At 66.4% G+C, this 18,332-nt stretch carries 17 protein-coding genes; 9 read left to right on the top strand and 8 right to left on the bottom strand.

Features of this window, described 5'->3' with window-relative positions; genetic code table 11:
- From ftsW to lpxC, 8 genes are all read left to right on the top strand, one after another.
- Positions 1–1,239 carry a putative lipid II flippase FtsW gene (gene ftsW, locus ISP25_RS10605; protein ID WP_404613741.1) on the top strand — a complete coding sequence of 413 codons (1,239 nt, stop codon included), beginning with the start codon at positions 1–3 and terminating at the stop codon, positions 1,237–1,239.
- Positions 1,236–2,312 carry an undecaprenyldiphospho-muramoylpentapeptide beta-N-acetylglucosaminyltransferase gene (gene murG / locus ISP25_RS10600; protein WP_404613739.1) on the top strand — a complete coding sequence of 359 codons (1,077 nt, stop codon included), beginning with the start codon at positions 1,236–1,238 and terminating at the stop codon, positions 2,310–2,312. The genes ftsW and murG overlap by 4 nt, the downstream gene beginning before the upstream one ends.
- Positions 2,309–3,754, top strand: coding sequence for a UDP-N-acetylmuramate--L-alanine ligase (gene murC, locus ISP25_RS10595; RefSeq protein WP_404613737.1), 1,446 nt, complete (start codon positions 2,309–2,311; stop codon positions 3,752–3,754). The genes murG and murC overlap by 4 nt, the downstream gene beginning before the upstream one ends.
- The gene (locus ISP25_RS10590; protein ID WP_404613735.1) at positions 3,754–4,716 is read left to right on the top strand and encodes a D-alanine--D-alanine ligase; all 963 of its coding nucleotides are present in this window, start codon (positions 3,754–3,756) and stop codon (positions 4,714–4,716) included. Before murC ends, ISP25_RS10590 begins: the two co-directional genes overlap by 1 nt.
- Entirely contained in the window at positions 4,713–5,456 is a 744-nt protein-coding gene (locus ISP25_RS10585; protein WP_192158836.1) for a cell division protein FtsQ/DivIB, read from the top strand. The genes ISP25_RS10590 and ISP25_RS10585 overlap by 4 nt, the downstream gene beginning before the upstream one ends.
- 13 nt (positions 5,457–5,469) lie before the next feature.
- Entirely contained in the window at positions 5,470–6,705 is a 1,236-nt protein-coding gene (ftsA, locus tag ISP25_RS10580) for a cell division protein FtsA (RefSeq protein ID WP_192158995.1), read from the top strand.
- 146 nt (positions 6,706–6,851) lie between these two features.
- Positions 6,852–8,033, top strand: coding sequence for a cell division protein FtsZ (gene ftsZ / locus ISP25_RS10575; protein WP_192158838.1), 1,182 nt, complete (start codon positions 6,852–6,854; stop codon positions 8,031–8,033).
- 439 nt (positions 8,034–8,472) lie between these two features.
- Positions 8,473–9,387 (top strand): UDP-3-O-acyl-N-acetylglucosamine deacetylase, encoded by a 915-nt coding sequence (gene lpxC / locus ISP25_RS10570; RefSeq protein ID WP_192158840.1) that lies wholly within the window; start codon positions 8,473–8,475, stop codon positions 9,385–9,387.
- Between the two features lie 18 nt (positions 9,388–9,405).
- On the opposite strand, the gene ISP25_RS10565 is transcribed toward lpxC, so the two are convergent.
- Both ISP25_RS10565 and ISP25_RS10560 read right to left on the bottom strand, forming a co-directional pair.
- On the bottom strand, positions 9,406–9,546 hold the full coding sequence (locus tag ISP25_RS10565) for a hypothetical protein (protein ID WP_404613732.1): 141 nt from the start codon (positions 9,544–9,546) through the stop codon (positions 9,406–9,408).
- Between the two features lie 45 nt (positions 9,547–9,591).
- On the bottom strand, positions 9,592–10,035 hold the full coding sequence (locus tag ISP25_RS10560; RefSeq protein ID WP_192158842.1) for a DUF721 domain-containing protein: 444 nt from the start codon (positions 10,033–10,035) through the stop codon (positions 9,592–9,594).
- Positions 10,036–10,215: 180 nt separating this feature from the next.
- On the opposite strand from ISP25_RS10560, the gene secA reads away from it, so the two are divergent.
- Positions 10,216–12,930 carry a preprotein translocase subunit SecA gene (gene secA, locus ISP25_RS10555; protein ID WP_404613730.1) on the top strand — a complete coding sequence of 905 codons (2,715 nt, stop codon included), beginning with the start codon at positions 10,216–10,218 and terminating at the stop codon, positions 12,928–12,930.
- Positions 12,931–12,999: 69 nt separating this feature from the next.
- On the opposite strand, the gene ISP25_RS10550 is transcribed toward secA, so the two are convergent.
- Genes ISP25_RS10550 through ISP25_RS10525 form a run of 6 tightly spaced genes read right to left on the bottom strand, consistent with a single transcriptional unit; the run spans position 13,000 to position 18,321 of the window.
- Complete coding sequence (locus tag ISP25_RS10550; RefSeq protein WP_404613728.1) at positions 13,000–13,776, bottom strand: class I SAM-dependent methyltransferase; 777 nt, start codon at positions 13,774–13,776, stop codon at positions 13,000–13,002.
- Between the two features lie 42 nt (positions 13,777–13,818).
- Entirely contained in the window at positions 13,819–14,667 is an 849-nt protein-coding gene (locus tag ISP25_RS10545) for a symmetrical bis(5'-nucleosyl)-tetraphosphatase (RefSeq protein ID WP_404613726.1), read from the bottom strand.
- Positions 14,667–15,050 (bottom strand): Co2+/Mg2+ efflux protein ApaG, encoded by a 384-nt coding sequence (gene apaG, locus ISP25_RS10540; RefSeq protein ID WP_192158855.1) that lies wholly within the window; start codon positions 15,048–15,050, stop codon positions 14,667–14,669. The genes ISP25_RS10545 and apaG overlap by 1 nt, the downstream gene beginning before the upstream one ends.
- A gap of 47 nt (positions 15,051–15,097) precedes the next feature.
- Positions 15,098–15,895 (bottom strand): 16S rRNA (adenine(1518)-N(6)/adenine(1519)-N(6))-dimethyltransferase RsmA, encoded by a 798-nt coding sequence (rsmA, locus tag ISP25_RS10535; protein ID WP_192158857.1) that lies wholly within the window; start codon positions 15,893–15,895, stop codon positions 15,098–15,100.
- The gene (gene pdxA / locus ISP25_RS10530; RefSeq protein ID WP_404613724.1) at positions 15,892–16,938 is read right to left on the bottom strand and encodes a 4-hydroxythreonine-4-phosphate dehydrogenase PdxA; all 1,047 of its coding nucleotides are present in this window, start codon (positions 16,936–16,938) and stop codon (positions 15,892–15,894) included. The genes rsmA and pdxA overlap by 4 nt, the downstream gene beginning before the upstream one ends.
- A 15-nt stretch (positions 16,939–16,953) precedes the next feature.
- Positions 16,954–18,321 (bottom strand): peptidylprolyl isomerase, encoded by a 1,368-nt coding sequence (locus ISP25_RS10525; protein WP_404613720.1) that lies wholly within the window; start codon positions 18,319–18,321, stop codon positions 16,954–16,956.
- Positions 18,322–18,332 lie beyond the last annotated feature (11 nt).

Below are 18,332 nucleotides of genomic sequence, written 5' to 3'. Positions count from 1 at the left end.
ATGTTCGGTTTCGGCACATCGCAGGCGGTCAAGCGGCAGGGCCCGCGCGGCAGCTTCGATCCGTGGCTGCTGGTTGCGCTGATCGGACTGGCCAGCGTCGGCCTGGTGATGGTGACTTCCAGCTCCATCGCAGTGGCCGACAGCAGCAACATGGGTGCCTTCTATTACCTGAAGAAGGATCTGCTGTTCCTCTCGCTGGGCGTGCTGGCGGCCGGCGTGGCGATGCGCACCGAGCTCAAGTTGCTGGAGAAGAATGCCTTCCCGCTGCTGGCGCTGGCGTTCGCGCTGCTGCTGGCGGTGTTCATTCCGCACTTCGGCATGCGCATCAACGGCGCGCGGCGCTGGTTGAACCTGTTCGTGACCAGCTTCCAGCCGGTGGAGGCGGTGAAGCTGATCCTGGTGGTGTACCTCGCCAGCTATCTGGTGCGCCGGCGCGACAGCATCGAGACGGAATTCCTGGGTCTGATAAAGCCGATCATGGTGGCCGGCATGCTCGTGCTGTTGCTGCTGGCGCAGCCGGACTTCGGCTCCGCCATGCTGGTGATCACGGTGACCATCGGGATGGTGTGGCTCGGCGGTGCGCGACCGATCTACCTGTGCGGAATGGGTCTGCCGCTGATGCCGCTGCTTTACATGGCGGCCACCGGCGAGAGCTACCGCATGAAGCGCCTCACGTCGTTCATGAACCCATGGGAGCACCCGTTCACCGACGGCTTCCAGCTCACCCAGTCGCTGATGGCGATCGGCCGCGGCGAATGGACGGGCGTCGGACTGGGCTCCAGCGTGCTCAAACTTTCCTACCTGCCGGAAGCCCACACCGACTTCATCTTCGCAGTGATCGGCGAGGAGCTTGGCTTGATCGGCATCGTGCTGGTGATGGGCCTGTTCGCGCTGGCGGTGGGGCGTGGCCTGGCGATGGGCTTGAAGGGCGTCGAGGTAGGCCAGCGCTTCGCCGGCTACGTGGCCTTCGGCGTCTCGCTGATGCTGGCGATGCAGGCCATTGTGTCGGTGGGCGTGAACCTCGGCGCATTGCCGACCAAGGGCCTCACCCTGCCGCTGATCAGCTACGGCGGCTCGTCGATGGCGTTGACCTGCGCGATGGCCGGCGTATTGCTGCGCGCGACCTGGGAAATCAATCGCGCGCTCGACGCGCGGCAAATGGCCAAGCGCATGCCGGAAGCAGTGGCGGCTGCGGATGCGAATGACGCGATGCGCCAGCACGAGGCGGTGGCGGCATGAGCGCCAACACGCGCCCAGTGCTGATCATGGCCGGCGGCACCGGCGGCCACATTTTTCCCGGCCTTGCGGTGGCCGAAGCCCTGCGCGCGCAGGGCGTGCCGGTGGCGTGGCTGGGCGCGGCCGGCGGCATGGAAACGAAAGTGGTGCCGGCGCACGGCATCGAACTGCACGAGATCCGCGTGGGCGGCCTGCGCGGCAAGGGCTGGAAGACGCGCCTGGCGGCGCCATTGATGCTGGCGCGCGCGTTGCTGTCCGCCTTGGTCGTGCTGCGCAAGCTGAAGCCGCGCAGTGTGTTGTCCATGGGCGGCTACGTGGCCGGTCCGGGCGGCTTGGCTGCACATCTGCTGCACCGTCCCTTGCTGGTGCACGAGCAGAATCGCGTAGCCGGTTTCACCAATCGCAAGCTCGCCACGCGCGCGCAGCGCGTGCTGGCTGGCTTTGCCGACGCATTGCCGGATGCGGAATGGGTGGGCAATCCGGTGCGCAGCGCGATCGCCGCGTTGATGCCGCCGGCACAGCGCTTCGCGGAGCGAACGGGCCGTGGTCGCCTGCTGGTGCTGGGCGGCAGCCTTGGTGCGCGTGCGCTGAACCTTGCGCTGCCGCAAGCGCTGGCGCTGATGCCGCCGGAGCGACGTCCCGAGGTGTTGCATCAATGCGGCAACCGCGGTATCGACGAAGCGCGCGAGGCCTACGCCAAGGCGGGCATCGACGCGCAGGTGGTGCCTTTCATCGAAGACATGGCGGGCACTTACGCATGGGCCGATCTCGCGGTTTGCCGTGCCGGTGCGCTCACCCTCGCCGAACTCACCGCAGCCGGCTTGGGCGCCGTGCTGGTGCCGTTCCCGCACGCGGTGGACGACCACCAGACCCGCAATGCCGAAGCGCTGCTCGCCGCTGGTGCGGCGGAACTGATCCAGGAACGCGATTTGAACATCGAACGACTCGCGCAGCGTCTGGACACGCTGCTCGCCGACCGCGCGCAATTGCTGGCCATGGCCGATGCCGCGCGCACGCTCGCCAAGCCCGACGCGGCAGCCGCCATCGCCCGCGCCTGCGTGGAGGTGGCCGCATGACGCCGCGCCGCCTGCTCGCGCATGAGGATTTGATGACCACCTTCCGCCGCGTGCACTTCATCGGCATCGGCGGCGTCGGCATGAGCGGCATCGCCGAAGTGCTGCACAACCTTGGCTATGCGGTGTCGGGTTCGGACAAATCGAACTCGCCGACCGCGCAGCGTCTCGCGCAACTGGGTCTCGTGGTGCACGTGGGCCACGATGCCGCGAACGTGGGCGACGCCGATGTGGTAGTGACCTCCAGCGCGATCCGCGAGGACAACCCCGAGCTGCTCGCCGCGCGCGCCGCGCGCATACCGGTGATTCCCCGTGCGGAAATGTTGGGCGAGCTGATGCGTTTCCGTCGCGGCGTGGCCATCGCCGGTACGCACGGCAAGACGACGACGACCAGCCTGGTTGCCAGCGTGCTGGCCGAGGCCAACTATGACCCGACCTTCGTGATCGGCGGCCAGCTCAATGCCGCGGGTGCGAATGCCCGCCTGGGCACTGGGCAGTACCTTGTGGCGGAAGCCGACGAGTCGGACGGCTCCTTCCTGCTGCTGTCGCCGGTGATCGCTGCGATCACCAACATCGACGCCGACCATCTCGAGAACTACCACGGCGACTTCGCCGAGGTGAAGAAGGCCTTTGCCGATTTTCTGCATCGCCTGCCGTTCTACGGCCTGGCCGTGCTGTGCGTGGACGACGCCGAAGTGGCCGAACTGGCGAAGACCACCACGCGCCGCGTGATGACCTATGGTGTCGCCAGCGCAGATGCCGACGTGCGCGCTTCCAACGTGCGCCAGCAGGGCTTTCAGATGCACTTCGACCTGCATCTGCCCGGCAACGCTGCCGCAGTGCCGGTGACGCTGAACCTGCCGGGCCGGCACAACGTGCTTAACGCATTGGCTGCCGCCAGCATCGGCTGGCAACTCGGGGTGGGAGCAGAGGCGATTGCACGCGCGCTGGCGAACTTCCAGGGCGTCGGCCGGCGCTTCCATCGCCGTGGTGAGTTGGCATTGGACAAGGGTTCCGCATTGCTGGTGGACGACTATGGCCACCATCCCAGCGAACTTGCCGCGGTATTCGCCGCGGCACGCGGCGGCTGGCCGGAGCGCCGTCTCGTGGTCGGTTTCCAGCCGCACCGCTACAGCCGCACGCGTGACCTGCTGGACGACTTCGCCAACGTGCTGGCCGAGGTCGATGTGCTGGTGCTGACCGAGGTCTATCCGGCAGGCGAAGCGCCCATCGCCGGTGCCGATGGCCGCGCGCTGGCACGTGCGGTGCGCGCGCGCGGCAAGGTCGATCCGGTGCTGGTCGAGCACCCGCGCGAACTGAAGGAAACCCTGCCGGCGCTGCTGCGCGACGGCGACCTGCTGCTGCTGCTCGGCGCCGGCGACATCGGTGCCGCGGCGGTGGAACTGGCGCAGCTGGGCCAACTCAAGACCAAGGGCGCCGCGTGATGGCAACGAAGTCCGAAACCCGTATCTCCAATCCCGCCGAGTTCGGCCGCGTCGCGGTGGTGATGGGCGGCAGTTCGGCCGAGCGCGAGGTGTCGCTGGACTCCGGCCGCAACGTGCTGGCGGCGCTGAGGGCGCGCGGCGTCGATGCGCATTCGATCGACGGCATTCCGGCCTTGCTGGACGCACTGCGCGCCGGCCATTTCGCGCGCGTGTTCAACATCCTGCACGGCCAGCATGGCGGCGGCGAGGACGGCGTGCTGCAGGGCGCGCTGGAATCGCTCAATGTGCCGTACACCGGTTCGGGCGTGCTCGGCTCGGCGCTCTCGATGGACAAGACGCGCTCCAAGCGCGTGTGGCAGTCGCTGGGCCTGCCCACGCCGAAGTTCGTGGCGTTGCCGCGGGGCGGCGATGCCGCGGCAGTGCATGTGGCGGCCCGCGAGATCGGCTTCCCGCTGATCGTGAAGCCGGCCTGCGAGGGTTCCAGTGTGGGCGTCACCCGCGTGTTCGAGGAGGCGCAGCTGGACAGCGCCGTCGAACTGGCAGCGAAGTATCCCGGCGACCTGCTGATGGAGACGCTCATCGAGGGCGACGAGCTCACCGTCGGCATCCTCGGTCGCGAAGTGCTGCCTTCGATCCACATCGTGCCGAAGGGCGCGTTCTACGACTACAACGCGAAGTACGTCGCCGAGGACACGCAGTACCTGTGCCCCGGCCTGCAGGGCGATGCCGAGAACGAGCTGCGCGCGCTGGCGCTGGCCGCGTTCGATGCGCTGGGCTGCGCGGGCTGGGGGCGCGTGGACGTGATGCGTGACCGCCAAGGGCGCAACTGGCTGCTGGAAGTGAATACCGCCCCGGGCATGACCTCGCACTCGCTGGTGCCCAAGGCCGCGCGCACCGCGGGCATCGACTACGGGGCGCTGTGCTGGCGCGTGCTCGAAACCAGCTTCCGGGAGGGCACATGAGGGGAGGCGTTCGCCCCGTCGTCTGGTGCCTGGTCGCTGCCTTGCTGGCGCTGCCTGTCGTGGGCGTGCTGAACGGCTGGTTCGCGGTCAACCGCTGGCCGGTGACGCAACTCACCGTGCAGGGCGAGTTCAAGCACGTAGGTATGGAGCAGATCCGCGCCGCGGTGCTGCCGCGTCTCGGTAAGGGCTTCTTCGCGCTGAACCTCGACGGCGTGCAGCAGGCCGTGGCGGCGCTGCCCTGGGTGGAGTCGGTGGAAGCACGCAAGCGCTGGCCGGACACTCTGCAGCTGCGCGTGATCGAGCGCCAGCCGTTTGCGCGCTGGAACGAAAAGCAGCTCATCAGCCGGCAGGGCAAGGTGTTCGACGCGCCGATCGATGCCGCCGACGCCGCCACGTTGCCGGATCTGCAAGGACCGGACGAACGGCTTGCCGAAGTGGTGAGCTTCTACGCCGACGTGGGCAAGGCCTTCGCCGGGACGCATCTCTCGATCAACGGCGTGGCGCTGACCGCGCGCGGCAGCTGGAGCGTAACCACGACCAGCGGCGCACGCATCGTGATCGGCGACCGCGACCTTGCCGGCGACCGCCTGCGCCGCTTCCTGGATGTCTACCCGCAAATGATGGCTGGCCACACCGACGGTTTCGTCTACGCCGACCTTCGCTACACCAACGGTTTCGCCGTGCGCTGGCCGGAACAGGCACCCGCCGTCGCCAAGCCCGCCACCACGCGACGCTCCTGAGAACGCCATGCCCATGAAGACTCGCAACGACAAGCAACTGGTGGTGGGCCTCGATATCGGCACCTCGAAGGTGACCGCCATCGTGGGCGAATACGAACCGGGTGAGGAAATCACCGTGATCGGCATGGGCACCCATGTCTCGCGCGGCCTGCGCAAGGGCATGGTGGTGGACATCGAATCCACCGTGCACTCGATCCAGCAGGCCGTGCAACAGGCGGAGCTGATGGCCGGCTGCGACATCCGCGCCGTCACCGCCTCGATCTCCGGCAGCCACCTGGAAACCCGCAACTCGCACGGCAACGCGGCGATCCGCGAGCGCGAGGTGACCGCGGACGACCTCGACCAGGTGCTGGAGGCCGCCAGCGCGGTGGCGATCCCAGCCGACCGCAAGGTGCTCTACAAGGAGTCGCAGGAATACCGCATCGACGGCCAGGACGGCATCCGTTCGCCGGTCGGCATGAGCGGCGTGCGGCTGGAGGCGAACGTGCACCTGGTCACCGGTGCGGCGGCGGCGGTGCAGAACATCACCAAGTCCATCCAGCGCTGCGGCCTGTCGGTGGATGAACTGGTGCCATCCGCACTGGCCAGTGCGCGGGCGGTGCTCACGCCCGACGAGCGCGAGCTCGGCGTGTGCCTGGTCGACATCGGTGCCGGCACCACCGACATCGCGATCTACACGCAGGGTTCGATCCGCTACACCGCCTCGCTGCCGATCGGCGGCGACCAGATCACCGGCGACATCACCTATGCGGTGCAGACGCCGACCGCGCACGCGGAGGAGATCAAGATCAAGTACGCCTGCGCGCTGACCGGGCTGGCGCATGCCGACGAAACCATCCAGGTGCCCAGCGTGGGCGACCGCCCGCCGCGCCGTCTGGCGCGGCAGGCGCTGGCGCAGAGCGTGCAGGCGCGCTACGAGGAAATCTTCGAGATGGTGCAGGACAAGCTACGCAGCTCTGGCTACGACAGCCTGGTGGCGGCCGGCGTCGTGCTCACGGGCGGCGCCGCGCAGATGGAAGGTGCGCTGGAACTGGCCGAGGAGATCTTCCACAAGATGGTGCGCCTCGGCGTGCCGCAGGAAATCAGCGGCCTCGGCGAAGTCATCGCCAGTCCGCTGTATTCCACTGGCGCCGGCTTGCTGCTGCACGCCTCGCGCCACAACGCGCCGGTGCGCGGCGGCGGCAGCTCGCTCGGCCAGGTCGGCGGCGTGCTCGGCAAGTGGAGCAGTTGGTTCAAGAAGAACTTCTAGCGCGGCGCCGGTAGGCATCCGCTGGAAGGGCGAAGTTTTGGCAACGCAGGAAGCGGGGCCGCGGGCGGCAGGTCAGCCGCCCACCACCATGGAGCAACAGGAGTTGCATCCATGGTTACAACGACAACAACTCTGGAGGACGGGAAATGTTTGAACTGATCGAGAAACTCGCACCAAATGCAGTCATCAAGGTCATCGGCGTCGGCGGCGGTGGCGGCAATGCCGTGGCGCACATGATCAACGCCAACATCGAAGGCGTGGAGTTCATCGTCGCCAACACCGACGCGCAGGCGATGAGCAGTTGCAACTCGCGCACCCACCTGCAGCTGGGTTCCAATGTCACCAAGGGCCTGGGCGCGGGTGCCAATCCCGAGGTCGGCCGTCAGGCCGCGCTGGAGGATCGCGAGCGCATCGAGGCGATGCTGGAAGGCGCCGACATGGTGTTCATCACCGCCGGCATGGGCGGCGGCACCGGCACTGGCGCCGCGCCGGTGGTGGCGCAGCTGGCCAAGGAGAAGGGCATCCTCACCGTGGCCGTGGTCACCAAGCCGTTCCCGTTCGAAGGCCGCCGCCGCATGCAGGTCGCCCAGAAGGGCATCGAAGACCTCTCGCAGCACGTCGACTCGCTGATCACCGTGCCGAACGAGAAGCTGATCAGTGTGTTGGGCCGCGAAGTCACCCTCGTCAACGCGTTCAAGGCCGCCAACAACGTGCTGCAGGGTGCGGTGCAGGGCATCGCCGACCTCATCACTGCGCCGGGCCTGATCAACGTCGACTTCGCCGACGTGCGCACCGTGATGAGCGAAATGGGCCTCGCCATGATGGGCACCGGCGTCGCCAGTGGCGATGACCGCGCCCAGGCCGCGGCGGAGCAGGCGATCAAGAACCCGCTGCTGGAAGACGTCAACCTCAACGGCGCCTGCGGCATCCTGGTCAACGTCACCGCCGGTCCCAACCTCACCATGCGCGAGTTCGACGAGATCGGCCGCGTCATCAACGACTTCGCCAGCGAAGATGCCACCGTGGTGATCGGCACCTCGCTCGATCCGGAGCTGAAGGACGAAGTGCGCGTGACCGTGGTCGCCACCGGCCTCAACCGCGCCCCGGCACGCCAGAGCGTGCGTGCGGTGGAGGCCCGGCAGGTCGAGATGCGCCAGCGCCCGCGCCCGGTGGTGTTGCGTACCGGCACCGGCAACGAAGTGGTCGATTATGCCCAGCCGGAACCGGTGTTCAGCGCCAATCCGCGCAGCGAAGCGCCGGCCAAGGGCCAGGACAACGGGCTGGACTACCTGGACATTCCGGCTTTCCTGCGTCGTCAGGCCGACTGAAGCACAGGCGCCTGTATCGGGCGCCAATGGCTTGTTAATAAGGAGTTGAACGAACGCCTGCCGAATTGGTCAGAGCTGAAACGTGAAAGGTGGGTCCAGGCTTGACATGGCGCCATGGCTGTAAGCGAATGGCAAAGTGATGCGTTTGGGGCTGGACCCTGCCAGACAGTGCGACAGGGATGCGCATGATCCGCTGCCCCGGGCGAAAGCCCGGATTGGTCGATCCGTTGCCCCGGTGCCGGAATTCCCGTCCCGGACCGGGGTGGCGTGTCGCATCCATGCCCATGGTGTGGCTGGACATGTTTCGTGAAGCGCGCCTCGGGATGGGGATGCGCGATGACTCGACCAGACTGTACGGTACGGTTTGCTATTGCAGCTGGTTAAAACTGTGTTAGCATCCGCCACCGAATTGGCTGCTCTTTGGCAGGTACCAACGACAATGATCAAGCAGCGCACGCTCAAGAACATCATCCGCGCCACCGGCGTGGGCTTGCACACCGGCGACAAGGTGTACATGACCTTGCGCCCTGCCGCACCCAACACCGGCATCGTGTTCCGCCGCACGGATCTCAATCCGCCGGTGGATATTCGCGCACGCCACGACAATGTGGGCGACACCCGGCTCTCCACCACGCTGGTCAACGGCGACGTGCGTGTTGCCACGGTCGAGCATCTGCTCTCGGCAATGGCGGGCCTCGGCATCGACAATGCCTACGTGGATTTGTCGGCTCCCGAAGTTCCCATCATGGACGGCAGCGCGGGTCCCTTCGTGTTCCTCCTGCAGTCCGCAGGCATCGAGGAGCAGAACGTCGCCAAGCGCTTCATCCGCATCAAGAAGCCGGTGAAGGTGCAGGAAGGCGACAAGTGGGCCAGCTTCGAGCCGTTCGACGGATTCAAGGTCGGCTTCTCGATCGAATTCAACCATCCGATCATCAGCAAGCGCACCTCGCGCGCCGAGATCGACTTCTCCACCACCTCGTTCGTGAAGGAAGTGAGCCGCGCGCGCACCTTCGGCTTCATGCGCGACATCGAGATGCTGCGCGAACACAACCTTGCGCTGGGCGGCTCGATGGACAACGCCGTGGTGCTGGACGACTACCGGGTGCTCAACGAGGACGGCCTCCGCTACGAGGACGAGTTCGTCAAGCACAAGATCCTCGATGCCATCGGCGATCTCTACCTGCTCGGCCATAGCCTGATCGGTGCCTACAGTGCGCACAAGTCCGGCCACGAGCTCAACAACAAGCTGCTGCGCACCTTGATGGCCGATGCCTCGGCCTGGGAAGAGGCCAGCTACCAGGACGATCCGGCCACTTCGCCGATCTCCTACGCGCATCCCGCGCAGGCGATCTGATAGCGCGCATCGCAACAGTCAACGGACAAGAAGCAAAGCCGCCGCATCCCACAATGCGGCGGCTTTTTTTTGTCTGGGAAGCACTTGTTGAAGAGTACGGCCATGGATGGCCGCCCGTTCGATCCTCGCGATCAGGACGATCGCAAGGCTATATGCCATGCATGGCCTCCCATTTGCTCCATGCGCTCAGGGATGGTCGAAAAATCATTCGCCAGGCTTGGCCAGCCTTGCCAGCTTGCCGAACAACTCCTTCCATTCGGGATCGGCCGTAGCCGCAGCCGCGGCGCGCAGGTGACCGGCTGCCGATGGCGACAGTGTACGCATGCGTTCGGGCTCGGGCTCGATGTGCGGCAGCGGGCTCACCTTGATGCCGATGGTTTCGGCGCGGATATCCAGGCTTCGTGCCGCGGCGAGAATCTGCGCCTGCAGCAGGCGCAGCCGTGTGGCCCAGGCAGGCGAACTGGCGAGGAACAACAGGCGCCCGCCGCGCAGGTTGGCAAAGCGCACCTCTTCGCGCAGTGGCAACGGCAGGGTCTGGCGCAGCGCACGGTCCATCGCGTCCAGCGCAGCGGCCTTGTTGGCAAGGCTTGCGAAGGATCCGCAGGCTTCGAGAGCTTGCGGACCACGGGATGGGGCGGCGCGGGACATGGGCCGGTGGCTCCAGGAGGGAACGATGCGCTGATGATACCCGTCCCATGCTCTTGAATCCGTGCGCCGCCGCCGCCATGCCGGGACGGCCACCGCGCATGCCACCCGGGCCCGTGTAGTACCATGCCCGTTTGGTTTGCGCCAAGGCGCAACCTTTTGTCCACGCCATTCGGAAGATCGATGTTTAATCGCGTCCTCACCAGCATTTTTGGCAGCCGCAACGACCGCGTGCTGCGCCAGCTGTCGCGCATCGTGGTGCGCATCAATGCGCTGGAACCCGAATTCGAGAAGTTGAGCGATGAAGCACTGCGCGGCAAGACCGCGGAGTTCAAGCAGCGCGTCGCCGACGGGGAATCGTTGGACAAGCTGCTGCCGGAGGCTTTCGCGGTGGTGCGCGAAGGTGCCAAGCGCGTGCTGGGCATGCGTCACTACGACGTGCAGATGATCGGTGGCATGGTGCTGCACCAGGGCAAGATCGCCGAGATGCGTACCGGCGAGGGCAAGACCCTGGTGGGCACGCTGCCGGTGTACCTCAATGCGCTGGCAGGCAAGGGCGTGCACGTGGTCACCGTGAACGACTACCTCGCCCGCCGCGACTCGGCGCAGATGGGCAAGCTGTACAGCTTCCTCGGCCTTACCACCGACGTGGTGTGGCCGGGTATGGATCACGCGGACAAGCACAAGGCCTACGCCGCCGACATCACCTACGGCACCAACAACGAATTCGGCTTCGACTACCTGCGCGACAACATGGCGCTCAGCAAGGAGCAGCGCTACCAGCGCGGCCTCAACTACGCCATCGTCGACGAAGTGGACTCGATCCTGATCGACGAGGCGCGTACACCGCTGATCATTTCCGGGCCGGCCGAGGATTCGCCGCAACTCTATATCGCGGTGAACAAGATCGTGCCGCGCATGGTCCGCCAGAAGGAAGAGGAGGGCGAGGGCGACTTCTGGGTCGACGAAAAGCAAAAGCAGGTGCACCTTTCCGAGGACGGCATGCAGCACGCCGACGAGCTGCTGCGCGAAGCCGGCGTCATCAGCGAAGACAGCGGCCTGTACGACTCCAAGAACCTTGCCGTAGTGCACCACCTCAACGCTGCGCTGCGCGCCAACGCGATCTACCAGCGCGACGTGGACTACATCGTGCGCGACGGCGAGGTGATCATCGTCGACGAATTTACCGGCCGCACCCTGCCGGGCCGCCGCTGGTCGGATGGCCTGCACCAGGCAGTGGAGGCGAAGGAGGGTGTGCCGATCCAGCGCGAGAACCAGACGCTGGCCACGGTGACCTTCCAGAATCTGTTCCGCATGTACAAGAAGCTGGCCGGCATGACCGGCACGGCCGACACCGAGGCGTTCGAGTTCCAGAGCATCTACGGCCTGGAAGTGGTGGTGATCCCCACCCACAAGCCGATGATCCGCAAGGACAACGCGGACCTGGTCTTCCTCGGCCAGCAAGCCAAGTACAACTCGGTGATCGAGGACATCAAGGACTGCCACAAGCGCGGCCAGCCCGTGCTGGTGGGCACCACCTCGATCGAGGTGTCCGAGCTGCTGTCCGGCCAGTTGCGTGCGCAGAAAATCCCGCACGAGGTGCTCAACGCCAAACAGCACGAGCGCGAGGCGCACATCGTGGCGCAGGCCGGCGCACCGGGCGCAGTCACCATCGCCACCAACATGGCTGGTCGCGGCACCGACATCGTGCTCGGCGGCAGCCTGGAGGCTGCGCTGGCGGCGTTGCCGGCAGAGGCCTCAGAGATCGACCGCGCCCGCGTCAAGGCCGACTGGAAGAAGCTGCACGAGCAGGTGCTCGCTGCCGGCGGCCTGCACATCATCGGCACCGAACGCCACGAGTCGCGCCGCATCGACAACCAGCTGCGCGGCCGTTCCGGCCGCCAGGGCGACCCGGGCTCCTCGCGCTTCTTCCTGTCGCTGGAGGACAACCTGCTGCGTATCTTTGGCGGTGAGGGCCTGATCCGCTGGATGAAGCGCTTCGGCATGAAGGAAAACGACGCGCTGGAAGACCGCATGATCAGCCGCCAGATCGAGAAGGCGCAGCGCAAGGTCGAGCAGCACAACTTCGACATCCGCAAGCACCTGCTCGAATTCGACGACGTCGCCAATGACCAGCGCAAGGTGATCTACCGCCAGCGCGACGAACTGCTGGAAGGCGAAGATGTTTCCGCCACTGTGGCCGATGTCCGCCACGACGTGGTCGAGAGCATCGTGCGCGGCCATGTGCCACCGGACAGCATCGACGAGCAATGGGATGTCCCCGCTCTCGACCGCGAGCTGGAAGGCAAGTTCGGCCTCTCGCTGGATCTGCCGCACTGGCTGGAGCAGCAGAAGGAAGTCGATGCGGGGATGATCCTCGAACACGTGCGCGAAGGCGTGGACGAGCTGTTCCAGGCCAAGGAGGCGCAGATCGGCGCCGAAACCATGCGCGCGCTGGAAAAGCACATCATGCTCACCGTGGTGGACAACGCCTGGAAGGAGCATCTGGCAAATATGGACTACCTGCGCCAGGGCATCTATCTGGTGGGCTATGCGCAGCAGGATCCCAAGCAGGCCTTCAAGCGCGAATCGTTCGGCCTGTTCTCGGAAATGCTCGATCGCATCAAGGGCGAAGTGGTGCAGATGCTGGCACGCATCCGCATCCGCAGCGAAGAGGAAGTCGCTGCGATGGAGGCCGAACAGCAGCGCCTCGCCGAGCGCCTGCAGCGCCAGATGATGGCCAGCGGCGGTGGTGCCCCCGATATGTTGGCGCTGGGGGCCGATCCGGCCGGTGCCATGCAACCGCAGCAGCCCGACGGGCCGCGCGTGGGCCGCAACGATCCCTGTCCCTGCGGATCGGGCAAGAAATACAAGCATTGCCATGGCCAGTTGAACTGACCAAAGGCGGACATGAAGAAAACGGCCGGGGCGACCCGGCCGTTTTTCATTGCTGATCTACGGTAGAGGTCAGTTCGTCCGTGCCGCCACGAACATCGCCGATTCGAGCTTGAAGTCCAGCGTCGCCGGATCGACCTGGTAATGGGCAAGCACCTCGTCGGGTGCATGGGCGAGCAATTGCCGGATCGCTGCCTCCAGCACAGGCGGGGTGCGCATGCGCGCCAGCCAACTGGAGAAGCCGATGTCCAGCCGCCAGTCGTGTTCGTCCTGCAATGCGAAGCCGGCGTCGGCGAGCATGGCGCGCCATTCGGCGCGACTGTAGTCGCGCACATGCGAGGTGTCGCGCAACAGTTCCAGCGTCTGCAAGTGGCTGTCCAGCAAAGGCGCATGCGGGCCTTGTGGACCTACCACGTCGATCAGGCACAAGGTACCGCCGGGTGCGAGCACGCGCGCGGCTTCGCGCAGTGCAGCCGCGGGATCGTTCCAGTGATGGGCGCTGTAGCGACTGGCTACGAGGTCGAAGCTGCCGTCGGCGAACGGCAACCGTTCGGCAGGGCCGTGCTGTACGCGCACGGATGCCAGGCCCCGTGCAGCGGCTGCTTGGGTCACCACATCAAGCATGCCGTGCGAAAGGTCGTAAGCCACAACCTCCGCGGCGTACGGCGCCATCGCGAAGCTGGCATGGCCCGCACCGCAACCGAGATCGAGCGCCGCGCCGTTGGCGGCCACGCGCGCGGCGAGCTCGGCGAGCTGGCCAAGGTCGCGGCCCTGTGCATGCACGGAGCTGGCCAGATAAGCCTGCGCCTGCGATCCGAACTGCCGGGCTACGGTGCCTTGGTGTTCCATTGCGACGACTCCTGAGGAGGGAGTCGTCAAGCTAGCACGCGATCAGTCCGCGCCAGGTATGCGCTTGCGGTGCGGCTCGGCGGCGACGGTGATGTATTGCGGCTCCTCGCCGTCCAGCCGCAGTGCGGTGAGCTGGCCGCCCCACACGCAGCCGGTGTCGATGGCAAACACGCCGAGGCCCGCGAAGCGGCCGAGCGCGGACCAGTGCCCGCAGACGATGCGCGTCTCGCGGCGACGCATCCCCGGTACCTCGAACCACGGATACAGTCCGGGTCGCTGCGTGCCCGGCATATCCTTGCTCTCGAAGTCGATACGGCCGTTGACGTCGCAGTAGCGCATGCGGGTCAGCAGATTGATGGTGGCGCGATGGCGATCCAGCCCTTGCAGGCGGCTCGACCAACCAGCCGGTCGGTTGCCGAACAGGTTGCGCAGGATGCGTGGGTGACGCGGGCTGGAGAGCTCGCGCTCCACCTCCTGCGCGGCCTTCTGCGCCTGGCGCAGGGTCCACGTAGGTGCGAGGCCGGCGTGGATCATCGTCCAGCCGAGCTGCTCGTCGTGATGCAGCAGTTTTTGCGAGCGCAGCCAGTCGAACAGCACGGGCGCGTCTTCGGCGAACAGCACTTCGCGCAACTCGGCATTCACCTTGGCCTGCGCCTCGGGTTTGCGCAGCGCGATCGCCAGGAGGCTGAGGTCGTGGTTGCCCAGGGTGACGATGCAGTGTTCGCGCAGACCGTGGATCAACCGCAGCGTGGCCAGCGATTCGCCGCCGCGGTTCACCAGGTCGCCGCAGAACCACAGTTTGTCGGCCGCCGGGTCGAAATGCAGCTTGTCGAGCAGGCGCCGCAGTTCCGGGTAGCAGCCCTGCACGTCGCCGATCGCGTAAGTGGCCATCAGTGCAACGTGCGCGGTATGGCGAGCGTGAACGGCGGGATCGGCGCGTCGAAGCGGGTGCCGTCGTCGGCCAGCATCTGGTAACTGCCGCCCATGATGCCCACTGGCGTTTCCAGCACTGCGCCGGAGGTGTATTCGTAATCGTCGCCCGGGCGCATCCATGGCTGTTCGCCCACCACGCCGTCGCCGCGCACCTCTTCCACCTTGCCGTTGGCGTCGGTGATGACCCAATGCCTGGTCAGCAACTGTGCTGGCACATCGCCGGTGTTGCGCAGGATGATGGTGTAGGCAAACGCATAGCGGTTGTCGTCGGGGCGGGACTGGTCGGGGACGAAACGGGTGCTGACCTGCACGTCGATCGTGTAGGGATTGTTTTCGCTCATGCGGCAATTGTAAGGGCGAACGCCGGTTCGCGCAGCGAGCAGGCGGCTCAGCGCATGGCGAGGCGTTTCGCCAATCGCACGAAATCTTCCGGCGCAAGGGTTTCGGCGCGCGCCCTGGGATCCACGTCCGCATCGCGGATCGCTTCGGCATCGAGCAGTTGCCGGAGCGCATTGGCCAGTGTCTTGCGACGCTGACCGAAGGCGGCCTTCACCACGTCGTGCAGGAGCGCGGGGTCGGCATCGTGGCGTTCGTGCGGGGCCAGCGGTACCACGCGCACCACCGCGGAGTCCACCTTCGGGGGCGGCCGAAACGCTTCCGGGGGCACCTCGAACAGCGGCACCACGCGACAGGCCAGTTGCAACATCACCGACAGGCGCCCGTAGACCTTGCTGCCAGGGTCGGCGGCCATGCGGTCCACCACTTCCTTCTGCAGCATGAAGTGCATGTCTTCGATGGCGGACGCATGCTCGACGCAGTGGAACAGGATGGGGCTGGAGATGTAGTAGGGCAGGTTGCCGGCGATGCGCAGGCGTTCCACGCCATGGCGGTGTGCCAGCGCGGCGAAATCCACCTTGAGTACGTCGGCGTGGATCACCGCCAGTTCGCCCACGCTGGCCGCGCGCTCTTTCAGCGCAGGGATCAGGTCGGTGTCCAGCTCGATGGCGGTGAGCGAACCCGCGGACGCCAGCAGCGGCAGCGTGAGCGCACCCTCGCCAGGGCCGATTTCCACCAGGAAATCGCCGGCACGTGGCGCAATGGCGCGGACGATGTCGTCGATGTAGCGACGGTCGTGCAGGAAGTGTTGGCCGAAGCTTTTCTTGGGGCGGGCGGGGGTGTGGTTCATGGCGTTTTTCGCAAGATTGGCCCCTCACCTCGTTCCTCTCCCCAAGGGGAAGAGGATAGATGAGTGCCGCGGCGCGCCACGAGTTCCAATGCCATGTTCGCTGCGGCGATCAGGCTGGACGGGTCGGCGCGACCCGTGCCGGCAAGATCCAGCGCGGTGCCATGGTCGACCGAGGTGCGGATGAAGGGCAGCCCAAGGGTAAGGTTGACGGTGCGGTCGAAGGCCTCGCTCTTGAGCACCGGCAGGGCCTGGTCGTGGTACATCGCCAGCACGGCGTCGTAGCGCGCGCGCTGCGCGGGCACGAAGGCGGTGTCGGCGGGCAGCGGGCCGATCAACATCATGCCTTCGGCGCGCAGCCTATCGAGCAGCGGGATGATGGTGTCCAGTTCCTCGCGGCCAAGATGGCCACTTTCGCCCGCGTGCGGGTTGAGACCCAGCACGGCGATGCGCGGTGCGGCAATGTCGAACTTCCCGCGCAGCTCCGCGTGCAGGATACGCAGCGTGCGCTCCAGCGATGTGCGCGTGATGGCGGCTGGCACCGCGCCCAGCGGCAGGTGGGTGGTGGCCAGCGCCACCCGCAGTTCGGGGCTGGCCAGCATCATGACCACGTTGGCGTGGGCGTGCTCGGCGAAGAATTCGGTATGGCCGCTGAAACGGATTCCGGCCTCGTTGATCGCGGCCTTCTGCAACGGTGCGGTAACCACGGCGGCGTAGCGGCCTGCCGTGCAACCATTGGCGGCCTCGGTCAGCGTGGCGAGCACGTGGTCCGCGTTGCGCGGGTCGGGCCGGCCGGGGATTTCCTCGGCGCCCAGCGGCACATGGCGCACGCGCAGGCTGCCGGGAGTCCGTTGCTCGCGGGGCGAGCCGTCGTCATCGGCCAGGGTGATGCGCAAGTCACATCGTGCAGCGGCCCGGACGAGCAGATCACGGTCGGTGATTGCCACCAGGTCGGCTGCCAGCGGCGTGGCAGCCAGTTGAGCGATCAATTCCGGGCCGACGCCAGCCGGCTCACCAGCAGTGACGGCGAGCCGCGGGAGGGTCATGCCCGTGGCTCCCGGTCAGGAGGTCTTTCCGGCCCCGGCCGGCGTGTTGGTGTCGTCGCGCAGCTCGGGCACCAGCACCTGGATGTAGGCGTTCGCGCGCAGGTCGCGCAGGAAGTCCTCGTAGGCCTGCTCGGCCTTGCGGTTGCCGATGGCCTGGCGAGCCTGGTCGCGTGCCATCTGGCTGGTGAGGTCGCTCTGGCGCGTACCCAGCAACTGCAGGATGTCCCAGTTGCCGTCGCCGGCCTGGAACGGCTTCGAGACCTCGTTGTCCTTCAGCTGGCTGAGCTGCTGCGCCACGGCGGCACCCCATGCCTGTTGCGCGAACCAGCCCATGTCGCCGCCGACGTTGGCGGTGGTGTCGTCCTTGGAGTTGTCCTTGGCCAGCTTGGCGAAGTCCGCGTGCTTGTTGGCGATCTGGTCGTACAGCTCCTGCGCCTTCTGCTCGACCTGGTCGGCCGTCATCAGTTCGCTCGGCTTGAGCAGGATCTGGCGCGCGTGGTACTCGGTGACGATCTGCTTGGACGGTTCGCGCTGGCCGACCAGCTTGATGATGTGGAAGCCGGTAGGGCCGCGCAACGCGGAGCTGACGTCGCCGGACTTCATATTGGCCACGGTGTCGGCGAAGGCAGGCGGGATTTCGTCCATGCGGCGCCAGCCGAGGTCGCCGCCATCCAGTGCGTCGGGTGCGTCGGAGTAGCGGATCGCTGCGGCGTGGAAGTCTATGCCGCCCTTGATCGCATCGAGCGCCTGTTCGGCCTTGGCTGCAGCGGCCTGGATTGCGGCAGCGTCGGCACCGCTGGGAATGCTGATCTGGATGTGTGCCAGGTGGATCTCGCCAGCCTTGTACGTGGGGCTGTTGAGCAGGTTGTCGATCTCGCTGTCGGTGACCGACACCGAGTCGTGCACCACGCTCTGATGCAGCTGCTGCACGGTGAGCTGGTCGGCCAGCTGCTGGCGGAAGGAGCCGAAGTCCTGCCCGGTGTGCTCGACTTCGGAGCGCAACTGGTCGGGACTCATCTTGTTCTGCTGGGCCACCTGGGCCACGGCCTGGTCGACCTGCGCGTCGGAGACGTGCACACCCTGGTCGTCGGCCTTCTGCAATTGCAGCTTCATCAGGATCAGGCGATCCAGCACCTGCTGCTGCAGCACGTTCAGCGGCGGCAGCTGGCCGGGCTGGCTGGCGTATTGCTGCTGGACGGAACGCACCGCGTTGTCCAGTTCACTCTGCAGGACCACATCTTCGTTCACCACCGCCACGATGCGGTCCAGTGTGTTCGAGGACACGGGTGCACCAGCGCCGGCGTTGGGCAGCAATTGGGCTTGCGCGGGCAATGCGAGCGCGAACACGAGGGTGGACAGGAGCGGGGCGAGAAAACGCTTCATCAGGGAGCAGC

This window comes from Rhodanobacter hydrolyticus, from assembly GCF_044904645.1.
Note: the sequence above shows the minus strand (reverse complement) of the source record. Positions and strands in the feature narration are given on the sequence as shown.

Excerpts from the sequence above, each read along its gene's own strand:
- ISP25_RS10560 (WP_192158842.1), bottom strand. The coding sequence starts at position 10,035 with ATGTCCCGCGCCGCCCCATCCCGTGGTCCGCAAGCTCTCGAAGCCTGC.
- murG (WP_404613739.1), top strand. The coding sequence starts at position 1,236 with ATGAGCGCCAACACGCGCCCAGTGCTGATCATGGCCGGCGGCACCGGC.
- ftsZ (WP_192158838.1), top strand. The coding sequence starts at position 6,852 with ATGTTTGAACTGATCGAGAAACTCGCACCAAATGCAGTCATCAAGGTC.
- pdxA (WP_404613724.1), bottom strand. The coding sequence starts at position 16,938 with ATGACCCTCCCGCGGCTCGCCGTCACTGCTGGTGAGCCGGCTGGCGTC.
- rsmA (WP_192158857.1), bottom strand. The coding sequence starts at position 15,895 with ATGAACCACACCCCCGCCCGCCCCAAGAAAAGCTTCGGCCAACACTTC.
- ISP25_RS10550 (WP_404613728.1), bottom strand. The coding sequence starts at position 13,776 with ATGGAACACCAAGGCACCGTAGCCCGGCAGTTCGGATCGCAGGCGCAG.
- apaG (WP_192158855.1), bottom strand. The coding sequence starts at position 15,050 with ATGAGCGAAAACAATCCCTACACGATCGACGTGCAGGTCAGCACCCGT.
- lpxC (WP_192158840.1), top strand. The coding sequence starts at position 8,473 with ATGATCAAGCAGCGCACGCTCAAGAACATCATCCGCGCCACCGGCGTG.
- ftsA (WP_192158995.1), top strand. The coding sequence starts at position 5,470 with ATGAAGACTCGCAACGACAAGCAACTGGTGGTGGGCCTCGATATCGGC.
- ISP25_RS10585 (WP_192158836.1), top strand. The coding sequence starts at position 4,713 with ATGAGGGGAGGCGTTCGCCCCGTCGTCTGGTGCCTGGTCGCTGCCTTG.
- secA (WP_404613730.1), top strand. The coding sequence starts at position 10,216 with ATGTTTAATCGCGTCCTCACCAGCATTTTTGGCAGCCGCAACGACCGC.
- ISP25_RS10565 (WP_404613732.1), bottom strand. The coding sequence starts at position 9,546 with ATGGCATATAGCCTTGCGATCGTCCTGATCGCGAGGATCGAACGGGCG.
- ISP25_RS10545 (WP_404613726.1), bottom strand. The coding sequence starts at position 14,667 with ATGGCCACTTACGCGATCGGCGACGTGCAGGGCTGCTACCCGGAACTG.
- ISP25_RS10590 (WP_404613735.1), top strand. The coding sequence starts at position 3,754 with ATGGCAACGAAGTCCGAAACCCGTATCTCCAATCCCGCCGAGTTCGGC.
- ISP25_RS10525 (WP_404613720.1), bottom strand. The coding sequence starts at position 18,321 with ATGAAGCGTTTTCTCGCCCCGCTCCTGTCCACCCTCGTGTTCGCGCTC.
- ftsW (WP_404613741.1), top strand. The coding sequence starts at position 1 with ATGTTCGGTTTCGGCACATCGCAGGCGGTCAAGCGGCAGGGCCCGCGC.
- murC (WP_404613737.1), top strand. The coding sequence starts at position 2,309 with ATGACGCCGCGCCGCCTGCTCGCGCATGAGGATTTGATGACCACCTTC.